The organism is Mycolicibacterium sp. XJ870, from assembly GCF_053483975.1.
Genome location: NZ_JBEFTI010000002.1, coordinates 430,582 through 443,428 on the forward strand (window position 1 = coordinate 430,582; position 12,847 = coordinate 443,428).

15 protein-coding genes are annotated in these 12,847 nt (G+C 66.1%); 10 read left to right on the plus strand and 5 right to left on the minus strand.

The window, feature by feature from the left end:
- Window positions 1–17: 17 nt before the first annotated feature.
- From ABQF30_RS13565 to ABQF30_RS13585, 5 genes are all read left to right on the plus strand, one after another.
- On the plus strand, window positions 18–1,610 hold the full coding sequence (locus tag ABQF30_RS13565) for a phospholipase D family protein (protein WP_448464978.1): 1,593 nt from the start codon (window positions 18–20) through the stop codon (window positions 1,608–1,610).
- 103 nt (window positions 1,611–1,713) lie between these two features.
- On the plus strand, window positions 1,714–2,556 hold the full coding sequence (locus tag ABQF30_RS13570; RefSeq protein ID WP_448464431.1) for a DeoR/GlpR family DNA-binding transcription regulator: 843 nt from the start codon (window positions 1,714–1,716) through the stop codon (window positions 2,554–2,556).
- On the plus strand, window positions 2,553–4,079 hold the full coding sequence (locus ABQF30_RS13575) for a xylulokinase (protein WP_448464433.1): 1,527 nt from the start codon (window positions 2,553–2,555) through the stop codon (window positions 4,077–4,079). Before ABQF30_RS13570 ends, ABQF30_RS13575 begins: the two co-directional genes overlap by 4 nt.
- Window positions 4,076–5,113, plus strand: coding sequence for a zinc-dependent alcohol dehydrogenase (locus tag ABQF30_RS13580; protein WP_448464435.1), 1,038 nt, complete (start codon window positions 4,076–4,078; stop codon window positions 5,111–5,113). Before ABQF30_RS13575 ends, ABQF30_RS13580 begins: the two co-directional genes overlap by 4 nt.
- Window positions 5,110–5,757 (plus strand): class II aldolase/adducin family protein, encoded by a 648-nt coding sequence (locus ABQF30_RS13585; protein WP_448464437.1) that lies wholly within the window; start codon window positions 5,110–5,112, stop codon window positions 5,755–5,757. Before ABQF30_RS13580 ends, ABQF30_RS13585 begins: the two co-directional genes overlap by 4 nt.
- Window positions 5,758–5,773: 16 nt before the next feature.
- Here the strand turns inward: ABQF30_RS13585 and ABQF30_RS13590 are convergent, their stop codons facing one another.
- The 4 genes from ABQF30_RS13590 to ABQF30_RS13605 are packed head-to-tail and all read right to left on the minus strand — an operon-like array spanning window position 5,774 to window position 7,973.
- Complete coding sequence (locus ABQF30_RS13590) at window positions 5,774–6,259, minus strand: DUF6644 family protein (protein WP_448464439.1); 486 nt, start codon at window positions 6,257–6,259, stop codon at window positions 5,774–5,776.
- Window positions 6,260–6,271: 12 nt separating this feature from the next.
- On the minus strand, window positions 6,272–6,658 hold the full coding sequence (locus tag ABQF30_RS13595) for a DUF6152 family protein (RefSeq protein ID WP_448464440.1): 387 nt from the start codon (window positions 6,656–6,658) through the stop codon (window positions 6,272–6,274).
- Window positions 6,659–6,712: 54 nt separating this feature from the next.
- Window positions 6,713–7,390: an IF2 family translation initiation factor gene (locus ABQF30_RS13600; RefSeq protein ID WP_448464442.1), complete on the minus strand. Its 678-nt coding sequence runs from the start codon at window positions 7,388–7,390 to the stop codon at window positions 6,713–6,715.
- Window positions 7,391–7,415: 25 nt separating this feature from the next.
- Window positions 7,416–7,973, minus strand: coding sequence for a CsbD family protein (locus ABQF30_RS13605; protein WP_448464444.1), 558 nt, complete (start codon window positions 7,971–7,973; stop codon window positions 7,416–7,418).
- A 126-nt stretch (window positions 7,974–8,099) separates the two neighbouring features.
- Here ABQF30_RS13605 and ABQF30_RS13610 point away from each other — a divergent pair, with 126 nt between their 5' ends.
- The 4 genes from ABQF30_RS13610 to ABQF30_RS13625 all read left to right on the plus strand — a co-directional run bounded on the left by ABQF30_RS13610 (window position 8,100) and on the right by ABQF30_RS13625 (window position 11,546).
- Window positions 8,100–9,467: an aldehyde dehydrogenase family protein gene (locus ABQF30_RS13610; protein ID WP_448464446.1), complete on the plus strand. Its 1,368-nt coding sequence runs from the start codon at window positions 8,100–8,102 to the stop codon at window positions 9,465–9,467.
- A 32-nt stretch (window positions 9,468–9,499) separates the two neighbouring features.
- Window positions 9,500–9,691: a hypothetical protein gene (locus ABQF30_RS13615; RefSeq protein ID WP_448464448.1), complete on the plus strand. Its 192-nt coding sequence runs from the start codon at window positions 9,500–9,502 to the stop codon at window positions 9,689–9,691.
- Window positions 9,692–9,827: 136 nt separating this feature from the next.
- Window positions 9,828–10,112 (plus strand): hypothetical protein, encoded by a 285-nt coding sequence (locus ABQF30_RS13620; RefSeq protein ID WP_448464450.1) that lies wholly within the window; start codon window positions 9,828–9,830, stop codon window positions 10,110–10,112.
- 90 nt (window positions 10,113–10,202) lie between these two features.
- Window positions 10,203–11,546 carry an APC family permease gene (locus ABQF30_RS13625; RefSeq protein ID WP_448464452.1) on the plus strand — a complete coding sequence of 448 codons (1,344 nt, stop codon included), beginning with the start codon at window positions 10,203–10,205 and terminating at the stop codon, window positions 11,544–11,546.
- Window positions 11,547–11,548: 2 nt separating this feature from the next.
- Here ABQF30_RS13625 and ABQF30_RS13630 read toward each other — a convergent pair whose 3' ends face one another.
- Entirely contained in the window at window positions 11,549–12,385 is an 837-nt protein-coding gene (locus tag ABQF30_RS13630; protein WP_448464454.1) for an LLM class F420-dependent oxidoreductase, read from the minus strand.
- A gap of 111 nt (window positions 12,386–12,496) precedes the next feature.
- Between ABQF30_RS13630 and ABQF30_RS13635 the strand changes: the two genes are divergently transcribed.
- Complete coding sequence (locus ABQF30_RS13635; protein ID WP_448464456.1) at window positions 12,497–12,847, plus strand: DUF1330 domain-containing protein; 351 nt, start codon at window positions 12,497–12,499, stop codon at window positions 12,845–12,847.

Below are 12,847 nucleotides of genomic sequence, written 5' to 3' on the forward strand. Positions count from 1 at the left end.
ACCAGTAGGTGGATTCGATAGCCGGGTTAGCGGATTGGTTCATCACCACCGAGGAGCGCGATAACCCGGCCACCTCGTTGCCGGACTGGTGCACCGGCAATCAGGTCGAGCCGCTGATACACGGGTCCGCCTATTTCGACCGGCTCGCCACCGAGGTCAGCGAACTGCAGCGCGGCGACCATCTGTTCTTCACCGACTGGCGCGGCGACCCCGACGAGCAGGTGCGCGATGGCGGACCCACCATCGCCGAGCTGTTCTGCCACGCGGCCGAGCGGGGCGTCGTCGTCAAGGGCTTGATGTGGCGCTCGCATCTGGACAAGTTCGCCTACAGCGAGGAGGAGAACCAGCATCTCGGCGACGCGATCGAGGCCGCCGGTGGGGAGGTGTTGCTCGACCAAAGGGTACGCATCGGTGGTTCGCACCACCAGAAGTTTGTGGTGCTGCGCCATCCCGGCACACCCGAACGCGACGTCGCTTTTGCCGGCGGCATCGACCTGTGCCACTCACGTCGCGACGACGCGGAGCATCGCGGCGATGCGCAGGTGATGCGGATGGGCCGGCAGTACGGTGAGCGCCCGCCGTGGCATGACGTTCAGTTACAGATCCGGGGGCCGGCCGTCGGAGCGTTGGATCACACGTTCCGGGAACGCTGGACCGACCCGGCGCCACTGGACATGCTCTCGCCGATCGCCTGGATCACCGACAAGCTCCGCCACGCGGATCTGAGTGTCGGCGAACTGCCGCCCCAGCCGCCCGACCCGCCGCCGTGCGGTCGGCAGGCGGTGCAGGTGCTACGGACCTATCCGGACGCACACTTCGAGTACGCGTTCGCCCCACGCGGCGAGCGCAGCGTCGCGCGCGGCTACACCAAGGCGGTGCAGCGGGCGAGGCGTCTGATCTACCTGGAAGACCAGTACCTGTGGTCCAGGCGAATTTCACGCCTGCTTGCCGAAGCGCTCGCGGCCAATCCGGACCTGCACCTGATCGCGGTGGTGCCACGGCACCCTGACGTCGACGGCCGGCTCGCGCTGCCACCCAACCAGGTGGGGCGCCAGCAGGCCATCGAGACCTGCCGGGCGGCCGACCCGCGCCGGGTGCACGTCTACGATGTCGAAAACCACGTGGGCACACCGGTTTACGTGCATGCCAAGGTCTGCGTCATCGACGACGTCTGGGCATGTGTGGGTAGCGACAACTTCAACCGGCGGTCCTGGACGCACGACAGCGAGTTGTCGTGCGCGGTCCTCGACGACATCCGCGACGAACGCGAACCCCGGGATCCGGCAGGTAGCGGCGACGGTGCCCGGGTGTTCGCCCGCGACCTGCGGCTGCGATTGCTACGCGAGCATCTTGACCGGGCACCAGACGGCGGCGAGGACGACGACCTGCTCGATCCGGTTTCGGTGGTGGCGGCGGTCGCCGCATCGGCGCAGGCGCTGCAGGCCTGGCACGACGGTGGCCGGGCCGGTCCGCGTCCGCCGGGAAGGTTGCGGCCGCATCAACCCGAGCGGCTCGGCCGGCTCACCCGCGCGTGGGCCGACCCGGTGTATCGCGCTGTCTACGACCCCGATGGCCGGTCCTATCGCGATCGGCTGCGCAGGCGTTGGTAATCCAGCGTTGACTGACGTTAGAAGTAACACCATTGATGTTGAATATGTGACTTTTGCTGTGATAACGTCGGCTTCGCTATGACGTGGATTACAGGAGGTGGCCGTGCCCGTACAGTCGCGCCGCACCAGCAATCACTCCCACCGGCGTTCGGAGATCGTTGAATTCGTCCGGGCCCGCGGGTGGGCCCGCATTGACGAATTAGCCGATCAGTTCAGCGTGAGCACGATGACGATCCATCGCGACCTCGACCACCTCCACGCGCAGGGCATGCTGCGGAAAGTGCGGTCAGGCGCCGAAGCCCCACCGAGCGAGGCATTCGAACGCAACATCGAATTGCGAAAGGCGCTCAACCTCACCGAGAAACGAGCGGTGGCGAAAGCGGCATTCGACTGGGCAGCGGGTCAGGTCGAAATGCAGGCCGTAGCAATGGATGACAGCACGACCGCATTGCAGGTGCTACCCCAGCTGTCCGATCGACTGCCACTGACAGTGGTGACCAATTTTCTGCCTGCGATCAACGAGCTGTCCACAGACCCACGGGTTCGACTCAACGCCATCGGCGGGGACTACGTCCCCGAGTTCTCGTCATTCGTCGGATCTCAGGCCGTGCGAGCGCTGCGCGACATGCACTACGACGTCCTGTTCATGTCCGTGCCCGCGGTGTCCCGCGGGATGTGTTTCCATCCGTCCAGTACCGCGGCCGAGCTCAAGCGCGCGTTCATGGAGAGCGCCGAGCTGCGCGTACTACTCATCGATCACACCAAGCTGGCTCGTCGCGCCATTCACCGAATCTGTGCGCTGGAGGATTTCGATGCTGTCGTGATCGATACAGGTGCCGGCGCGGACGAGATAGAGCAGTTGGCGGCCGGCGGCGCGAACATCGTTGTGGCACAGCTTGATAGGGCGACGGTAGCGGAACGGGAACTCACCGGAGCGCAACGATGACGTCACCACTCGTGATCGCGGTCGATTGCTCAACGACAGCGGCGAAGGCGATCGTCGTGGATGCCAAAGGTGAGGTGGTCGGCAGCGGTGCACAGGCCCTCGACACCCGCAGTCCGGCGCCGCACTGGTTCGAGCAGCATGCGCCAGATTGGTGGACGGCTACCGACCAGGCCGTGCGGCAGGCCCTCGGCGAGATCCCCGATCGAAGCGCCGTCGCGGCTGTGTGTGTGACGCACCAGCGTGAGACCTTCGTCTGCCTCGACGCCGACGAGAAACCGATAAGGCCGGCCATCCTGTGGATGGATGGCCGCGCCGACGCTGAAACCCGAAGGTACGGAACGCAACGCGTCGAGCTGCTCTCGGGCAAGCCCGCGGACATCACCCCCGGTCTCTACAAACTGTTGTGGCTACGCGACCACGAGCCTGACACGATGGCGCGTTGTCATCGGATCGCCGATGTCCACACCTATCTCGCACACGCCATGACGGGGCGTTGGGTTTCCAGCACTGCGTCGGTGGACCCGTTGGCGTTGATCGACCAGGCCACCGGCGACTACAGCAGCGAATTGCTCGAACTCGCCGGACTGCACCGTGCTCAGCTGCCCGACCTCGTTCCCACCGGCGCCTCGCTCGGGCCGTTACGGTCCGAGATCACCGATGCCTGGGGTTTGGACCGTGACGTGGTGATGGTGGCGGGTACCGGCGATGGCCAGGCGGCCGGGCTCGGGCTCGCCGTCACCGACCCCGGGGTCGCCTATCTGGTGCTCGGGACCGCGGTCGTGATCGGCAGCGAGACAACGTCATACCTGCCCGCGCGGGCGTACCGTTCGATGATCTCGGCGATCCCCGGCCACACCACCGCGGAGACATTCAGCTCGTCTGGCACGTACCTGCCGACCTGGTTCCGCACCGAGTTCGGCGATCCTGAGCTCGCCGGTGCTCCCGACCCGGAACTCGAACGCGATGCCGCGGCACTGCCATTGGGTAGTGAGCACCTCCTGACACTCCCCTACTGGAACGGCGCGCAGACGCCGCACTGGGACAGCCAGGCTTCCGGTATCACACTCGGCTGGCGCGGCTGCCACACCAGAGCGCACTTCTACCGCTCCCTGCTTGAAGGCATCGCCTTCGAGTTGCGGCTGCAACTCGATGGACTCGAGGCCGCACGCGGCGAACGCGTCGAGGTGCTGCGCGCGATGGGCGGTGGTGCGCGCAGCACGTTGTGGACACAGATCCTGGCCGACGTGTTCGACCGACCGCTGGAGGTCTGCGCATCCGGCGAGGTGAGCGCGCTCGGCGCCGCCGCGGTCGCATTCGCGGCGATCGGTGAATACAGCTCGATTTCCGAGGCCGCGTCCGCCATCGCCAGGACTGACGCCGTGGTCGAGCCACGCGAGGACGCGGCGGCCGGCTACGCGCAATTGCGCACCTTGTATCAACGCCTCTACGCCGAGACCCGAGGCCTACTCCACAACCTGCACGAACTATCGCAGGACCACAACACCCAAGGAGATCAACAATGAGAGCGGCCATGTTCTACGGGCCCGGGGACTTGCGACTGGAAGACGTTGCAGCTACCGAACCGGCACCCGGCGAGGTGCTGGTGGACGTGAAGGCAGCGGCGACCTGCGGAACCGATCTGAAGTCGTACCGCCGTGGCCACCCCAAGCTGTTCCCTACCCTGCCTTCCCGTTTCGGTCACGAGTTCGCAGGCATCGTGTCGGCCGTCGGCGACGGAGTCGACAAGTTCGCCGTCGGTGACCGCGTCGTCGCGGCCAACACGGCGCCGTGCGGTCACTGCTGGGCGTGCACGCGCGGTCGTCAAAGCCTTTGCGAGAACCTGGAATTCCTCAACGGCGCCTTCGCAGAACAGGTGATCATTCCGGCGGCCATCGTCGAGCGCAACACCTACCTGCTGCCCGATGATCTCGACTTCGCCTCCGCCGCACCGCTCGAGCCGCTGGCCACCGTCGTGCACGGCATGGATGAGACCGGAATCCAGCTGGGCGACACGGTCGTGGTGCACGGCGCGGGACCGATCGGCCTGATGTTCGTGCGACTGGCAACCCTGCGCGGTGCCAACGTGATCTCGGTCGACCAGTCGCCGTGGCGGCTGCAACAGGCCAGCCAAGCCGGAGCGGTGGACACCGTTGACCTGTCCGAAGTTTCGGATTTCGAGGACCGCGTCGCGATGATCAAAGCGCGGACCCCGCACGGACGCGGCGCCGACGTCGCCATCGAGGCCGTCGGGCTGCCGCAAGTGTGGGAGCAGACGGTGCGGACCCTGCGGCCCGGCGCGACGGCGGTGCTGTTCGGCGGGACGCCAAAGGGTGCGCCGTTTTCCGTCGACTCCTCCGCCATGCATTACGAGGAGTACACGCTCAAGGGCGTCTTCCATCACACGCCCAACTATGTCCGGATCGCGGTGGAGCTGTTGGCCAGCAAGAAGGTGGACGGGTCGATGCTGGTGACCGAGCGTCGCCCCTTGGAGGCGTTGCTGCCGAGCCTGGAGGACATGGCCGCCGGCCGCGGATCGAAGTATGTGCTCGAGCCATGAGACTGAGCACTGAACGTCATCAGGTCGTCGAGGCTTGCCGGTTCCTGAGCCGTTCCGGGCTTGTGGTGGGGACGGCGGGCAATGTGTCGGTTCGGGTCGACGACCTCGTGGTGATCTCTCCCAGCGGCGTTGACTACGAAGCGATGGCGGCGCGCGACGTCGGGATCCACGACCTCGACGGCAATGCGGTCGATGCGGCTCTGCAACCCTCCAGCGAGCTTGCGCTGCACCTGGCGGTCTACAAGACAACCGAGCACACCGCAGTCGTGCACACCCACGGACCGGCCTCCACCGCGCTGTCGACGGTGGTCGATGAGGTCCCCGCATCGCACTACTACTCGGCCATGTTCGGCGGCGCCGTCAGGGTCGCGCCGTACGCCACCTTCGGCACTCCACAGCTGGCGGACAACGTGACCACCGCACTGCGTGATCGCACCGCTGCACTGATGGGAAACCACGGCGCCGTCCTCGTCGGTCGGGCGCTGCCGAAGGTGCTGAGCCTCGTGCCCTACCTCGAGTACATCTGCGATGTACAGCTTCGGGCGATGGCCAGCGGGGCGCCCGTGCGCGTACTCGACGGCGACGAGCTCGCCGAAGTGGGCCGTCGGCTGGCCGGTTACGGTCAACAGGCAACTCGCGACTGACAGAATCGCGATGGCGTCACCAATATCCGAGCATGCGTCCCGCCGCTACCGCCGTCAGCCAGCTGGCGAGGGATACCCCGGCGAACACCGCCAACTGCCGCGTTTCTGAACGCGTCAGCTCTCGGGTTGTGTGTGCCCGCCACGCTGCGGTACGGCGCAACAGCATGACATTCGCTATCCCAAGTCCGATGGCGCAGAACTTCACCAGCAGAACCGGATTCTGCTCGTAGTCGAGGGCATTGGCCGCGAGCAGGCAGGGACCGCTGAGGGCGGCGACCGCGAATCCCGCCGTCGCCACCGGTGCCGCGACCGTGGTGATCGCCGGAAGTGACGCACTGCGCCACACCCCGAGTAGCCGGAGATCGAGGATCAGCACCGCACCGAAAAGCGTTGCCACACCCAGTATGTGAACAAGATTGACAATCGGATAGGTCCACGGCCCGGAGTCACGCATCAGCGTGCCGAGTGCCGACGCCTCCAGCCAGGCCAGCACGTCATGCATGGGCCGCGGGTGTCAATTGCGGTCGGGGTAGACGTCGAAGACCTTGCCGTCCCACGTCAGGCGCTCGGCCTTCATCTCCAGCGTGGCCTGATCTCGATGCCGGTGCCCGCTGGCCGTAACCTCGTCGCCCACCGGGACGGTGTCCTCGTTCAGGCCGGCACGGGCAGTGCGCGACGACGGCGCGAAGACGATGTCCCACAGCGCTTCACCGGCTCGGATCTGCGCGGTGGCATGTGGTCCCGCGAGGCTGACGGCTGTCTCGAGCGTGCCCCTGAGTTCGAACTGCGAGTCCTGATAATCGGCCCAGCCGTGGTGGGCGCTCACCGGCGCGGCAAACGTCAACGCGCCGACAACGGCGACACCGGCGCACAGCACTGTCAACCTGGAGTCCCTGAGCATTTTCGGACCTCCCTGTGGGCGATCGTACTCCCGTGACGAGCCCCGTCTTGGGACTCAGGAGTCGTCGGCCCGCTCCGACTGCCGCTGCTGCTTTTCGGCGTCGGCGAGGCCCTCTAGTCGCTCAGCCCGACCACGCTTCTCGGCGGCTGCGCCTCGGGTGGCCTGGGCACCGTTGCGCTTTGCGTTGGCGTCGGCCGTCGCGCGCTGTTCTGCCGCGCGGACATCGGCCAACTTCTCGTCGCGTGCGGCTTCCGCTGACTTCTTCCGGTGAGCGGCGACCTCGTCGGCTTGCCGTTTGACGGCTGAGGTGCCCTTCTGGACCCGCTCTGCCGCAGTGCGTTTGCGCTCATCGGCTTCACTGCGGGCTTCCTTGATGTGTTGCCGTGTCTCTTCGCGGGCCTTTTGCACCTCCTCGCTCGCGTCGTCGGAGACCGAGGCGAGGTCGGCGTCGGCGTGCTTGAGTTTCTGGCCGGCGCGTGCGTCGAGTTGAGCGGCACGGCCAAGCGTCTCACTGCGCTCACGCAGGGCGATACCGCGCTGCTCCAGTTCCGAATCACCCAGTACACCACCGATACTCGCGTCGAGCGTCCCGAGGGAGCGCTCGTAGACCAGTCGTACAGGGGCTTCCTCGCCGAACCTGGAGAGCACCCGGTCGTCGATCAGTTGCAGTGGGATCCGGGCCAATCGGTACTGCATCCGCAATACCGCCGTCGGGATTTCGTTGACTTTCACGGTTGACTCCTATGTCTCTCGGCGCCTACTGACGCTCGGTGTTTTCGGCGATGCGGTCGGCCTGCTCTCTGAGCCGGGCAGCTTCGACCTTGGCGGTGGCCGCTTCCCGGACCGCGTCCTGATGCTCGTCCAGCGCATCGGCGACATCGGCTTCCGCAGCGCCGACCTCCGCACGCTCCTGCGATTTGGCGTTCTCGACTTCACTGTGCGCCTCGATGTTGGCGCGCGCATTCGTGTCGGACGAGAGTCGTCGTCCGGTCTGTTCGGCTGCCTGTTTCTGCGCCGCCTGCTCGACGTTTACCGAGCTCTCGACGGCGGCGGTCTGAGCCTGCACCGTGCCACGGGCGGCGGCGCCCTGCCGTTTCGCTTCCGTCGCCTCCGCGCGAGCCTCGTCAGCCTCGGCATCCGCGACGGCCTCGGCGTTGTTGGCAGCTCGGCGGTCTTTCGCCGCCGACCTCTCAAGCTGGCCCTCGGCTGTCAGCGAATCGTTGTTGGTGATCGCGCCGGCAACCTCTTTCGCCGCGCCTTTGACGGAGTCGATCAAACCCTGACGTGTTTCATCTGCTTTGCCGTGTTTGGCCATCTCACTCCCCTTCGGTTCTCTGGCCAGGAGGCATACCACCGGGGCCGCCAGATGAAACCCTTCGTGGGCCGCACCACAGCCCATCTGCGGTGATTGGAAATGTGTCCAGGGGGTAGCCCGGACACTGTGACTTCGACCGTCAGCGACATCATCACTGTGCTCGACCCGCGGACCGGCGACGTTGTCAGCCGGGTGCCGATTGTGGAACCCGCCGACTGCGACGAGGCGGTCGGGCGAGCGAGCAGCGCTTTCGCACCGTGGGCCAGGACCGCGCCCGCAGAGCGAGCCGCCGCGTTGGCAGCCGCCGCCGGTGCCGTCCAAGCCGCCGCCGACGAATTGGCCGAACTCAACGAACACGAAACCGGAAAGCCGCGCGGGGATTCGCTGGGCGGGGTGGAAGCCGGCGTCGGGACGCTGCGGCAGTACGCCGAACTGGGGCCGCTGCACCGCGGGGCGAGCCTGCAGGGCTCATGGTCGGCCACCGATCTGATGGTCCCGCAGCCACGTGGCGTGGTGACGGTGCTGACGCCGTGGAACGATCCCGTGGCCGTGGCCGCGGGACTTCTCGGCGCGGCTCTCGTCACCGGGAACGCCGTCGTCCACAAACCGAGTGAGCGCTGCCCGCGGACGGGCAGGCGGTTCGCAGAGATTCTCGCCGCCCAACTGCCCGATGGGGTGCTGGAGATCGTCGACGGCGACTCATCCGTCGGCGCCCGACTGGCTGCAGACCGCCGGATCGACGTCGTCGCACATGTCGGAAGCAGCGCGACCGGCAGGGCCATCGCGCGCGCCTGCGCCGAACGCGGCGCCAAGGCGCTGTTGGAGAACGGCGGCAACGATGCGTTGATCGTCGATGCCGGTGTCGATCCGGGGTGGGCTGCTGAGCAGGCCGCACTCGGGGCCTTCGCCAACGCCGGGCAGATCTGCGTCTCGGTGGAACGCATCTATGCCGTCGAGCCGATCGCCGAGGAGTTCGTCGGCGCATTGCTCGAGGAGGCCCGGGCATGGGACGGCCGGATCGGCCCCCTCGTCGACGAGCCTCACCGCGTCCAGGTGCACACGCATGTCATGGATGCGGCGCACCGCGGGGCGCGGGTCCTGTTCGGCGGAGAACCGCGATCCGGTCCCGGCACCTACTATCCCCCGACAGTGTTGACGGGCTGCACGCCCGAGATGCTCGTCATGCGGGAGGAGACGTTCGGTCCGATCGCCCCGGTGCGGGCGGTACCGGACTTCGCCACCGCGATCGCCGAAGCTGCCGACGACCGCTATGGGCTGGCCGCCACCGTGCTGACAAGCGACATGGCCCATGCCCAGGACGCGTGGCGGAGCCTTCCCGTCGGAACCGTGAAGGTCAACGACGTGTTCGGAGGTGCGCCCGGCGGCGCGTCGGAACCCCGGCGGGCCAGCGGATCCGGGTTCGGATTCGGACCCGAACTCCTCGACGAGATGACCGCGATGAAGGTGGTGCATTGCTCGCCGCCCGGCAGATGATTCAGAACCGCGAACAGGGGAACGCTTAGGGCATGGCCAAATATCGAGTTCTCAATCCCCATGGTGAAGTCGTCGACACGAAAGACATCGAGAGCGCCGGCGACGCGCACGCCTGGTTCGTCGATCAGAAGGCCAAGCCCGAGTTGGGCTGGCGGATGGAAGTGCTGTCGGCAGACGGTGACTGGGCCTTCTTCGACAGCAGCGAAGGCGACCGCAAGTACTGACAATCGGTCCGACAGATGACAACCCGCTGTGCATTCACGGTGGACGACATATAACAGAGACGGTGAGGACCTGCCCGTACTGCGGCGGTGACGTCGACAGTGATGGCCGTCGACGTGTTCTGCCCACATTTCGCTCATGGCTTTCACATCCTCGAAACCATCACAGTTTCAGGAACATTCGCGATACTCCGACGTCGGCCACACCACGGCCGTCACCGTCAAGGACGGCAAAGGCGAGATCCTCACCACCACTTCGCTTGGGCGGGGCAAGGCCGGCACCGCGCATTGCACGTTCTCGTTCAGCTTTCCCATCACCGAAGGCCAAGATCGTTACGTCGTTTCGGTCGGACGCCGCGGCGAGTTCGTCTACACGTTCGAACAACTTCAGGCCCGCGGCGTCCAGATTCACGTCGGTGACTGATGCCGCAGCTCAGTGCCCGCTTATGCCTGGCCCGGACGGGGTATGCCAAATGGCGCCCGCCACAGTCCCGCGGGCGTACGGGAGGCATCGATGACCACGGAGGCAACCTCACACGCGCATGAGGACGAGCAGTCCGCCGGCAAGCTCAGCCGCAAGATCACCGGGCCGCTGCTGTTTCTGTTCATTCTCGGCGACGTGCTGGGGGCGGGGATCTATGCGCTGATGGGCGTGCTGGCAGGCAAGGTCGGAGGTGCACTGTGGGCGCCGCTGCTTTTAGCCCTGGTGCTGGCCCTCTTCACGGCGGGCTCCTACGCCGAACTCGTCACCAAGTATCCGAAGGCCGGTGGCGCCGCAGTGTTCGCCGAACGTGCCTTCCGACAGCCGCTGGTCTCGTTCCTTGTGGGCTTCTGCATGCTCGCCGCCGGGGTGACCAGCGCGGCCGGCCTGTCTCTGGCCTTCGCCGGCGACTACCTCGCCACCTTCATCGACGTGCCCGCGGTCCCGGCGGCGATCGTCTTTCTCGCCCTGATCGCAGCCCTCAATGCCCGCGGCATCAGCGAGTCGGTGAAGAGCAACGTCGTGATGACCGTCATCGAACTGACCGGTCTGCTCATCGTCATCATCGCGGGCGCGGTGATGGTGGGCGGCGGGCGCGGTGACGTCAGCCGCCTTGTCGAACTCCCTGCAGGGTCGCAGCCGGCCCTGGCAATTCTGGCCGGGGCGATCATCGCCTACTACTCGTTCGTCGGATTCGAAACGTCGGCCAACGTGGCCGAAGAGATACGCAATCCCAGCAAGGTGTACCCAATGGCCTTGTTCGGTGCCCTCATCACGGCTGGGATCGTCTATGTTCTGGTCGGTATCGCAAGTGCCGCCGTGCTGCCACCGAGCGAGCTGTCGCAATCCTCCGGCCCACTTCTTGAGGTCGTCTCCGCATCTGGAATAGGAGTACCCGACTGGGTCTTCAGCGCGATCGCGCTCATCGCCGTCGCCAACGGCGCCCTGCTGACCATGATCATGGCGAGCAGACTCGCCTTCGGCATGGCCGAACATCACCTTCTCCCAGCGTTTCTCAGCGGTGTGCTGCCGCAACGCCACACCCCGTGGGTGGCGATCGTCGCCACGACCGTGGTGGCGATGGTGCTCACGTCGATCGGTGACCTCTCCACCTTGGCCGAGACCGTCGTGCTGCTGCTGTTGTTCGTATTCCTCTCGACCAACGTCGCTGTGCTGGCGCTGCGGCGGGACACCGTCGAACACAACCACTTTCGGGTGTGGACGGCTGTTCCGGTGCTCGGTGTGGCCTCGTGTCTTCTGCTGCTGAGCCAGCAGACGGCGAAGGTGTGGCTGTTCGCGGCGGTGCTGGTGGCCAGCGGCGCAGCGCTGTACTTCGTGGCTCGGGTGGTGACGCGGCGCAAGACGGTGCGCTCGTGACGTCACGTCCCTGACTGGTACTGAGCCACCCGCTCGGCGTATTCGTCGAGCAGGCGCAGTGATTCGTCTCGCGGCACCGACGGCAGTAACAGTGCGAGCTGGTCGAAGCCCATGTCATCGGCGGCACGCCAGTAGTCGGTGTCGACGGGTGTACCGAACATCGCCAGCGGGACGTCGTGGCCGGCGCCGTCGCGCATCTGACCGATGCGGGTTGCCAGCATCTCCGGAGGCAATGGATTGGAAATCCAGCCCGCGCCATGGCGAATGACCCGCTTGACGGTGGCATCGGAGTTGCCGCCTACGAAGATCGGCGGGTGCGGTTGTCGAACCGGTTTGGGGCGGCAGTACGACAGCTCGAAGTCGACGTACTTGCCGTGGTACTCGGCGGGTTCGGTAGTCCAGAGGGCCTTGATGGCCTCGATGCTCTCGTCCAGCCGCGCGCCACGGGTCTTCGGATCGGTGCCGTGGTTGCGCATCTCCTCGAGGTTCCAGCCTGCGCCGACACCGAAAACGAAGCGGCCACCCGAGATCAGGTCGATACTTGCGGCTTCCTTGGCGGTATGGATCGGATCCCGCTGAATGAGCAGGGCCACCCCGGTGAACAGTTCGATTCTGGAGGTCACGGCGGCCGCCGCGGCGAGCGTGACAAACGGGTCCAACGTTTTGTAGTACGGCGACGGCAGTTCACCGCCGCCCGGATAGGCGGACTCCCGGCTTGCCGGGATGTGGCTGTGCTCAGCGACGACGAAGGAGTGGAAACCCCGCTCCTCGATCGCGCGGGCCAGCGACACCGGATCGATACTGTCGTCATCGACGAACGTGGAGATCCCGAATTTCATCTTGCCCTCCTCGGGGTCGAGGCTACTCCCGGCCCGCACACGCGCCGCCGTCGTCGCAGCCTTACCTGGCAGGTAATTGATTCCGCGCGTGGGCCGGACGACGCTGGTGTCATGCCTGATTCCGTACCTGCCTACGCGGTGGCCTATCTACGCGACGTCCAACTCGGCGACGAGGTTATTCGATACATGCGTGAAATCGACGACACACTAAAGCCTTTCGGTGGGGAGTTCATCGTGCACGGCGGAGACGTCGACGTACGCGAGGGCGACTGGGGGGACGGAGCACTGGTGGTGATCCGGTTCCCCGACATGGAGTCCGCATCGCGCTGGTACGAGTCCGAGGACTACCAACGCATCCTTCCGTTGCGGGCAGACAACTCCGACTCCATCGCCGCACTCGTTCAGGGCGTGGCACGCGGCCACACCGGCGCCAAGCGCGCTGACGAGCTGATGGGGTCCTGA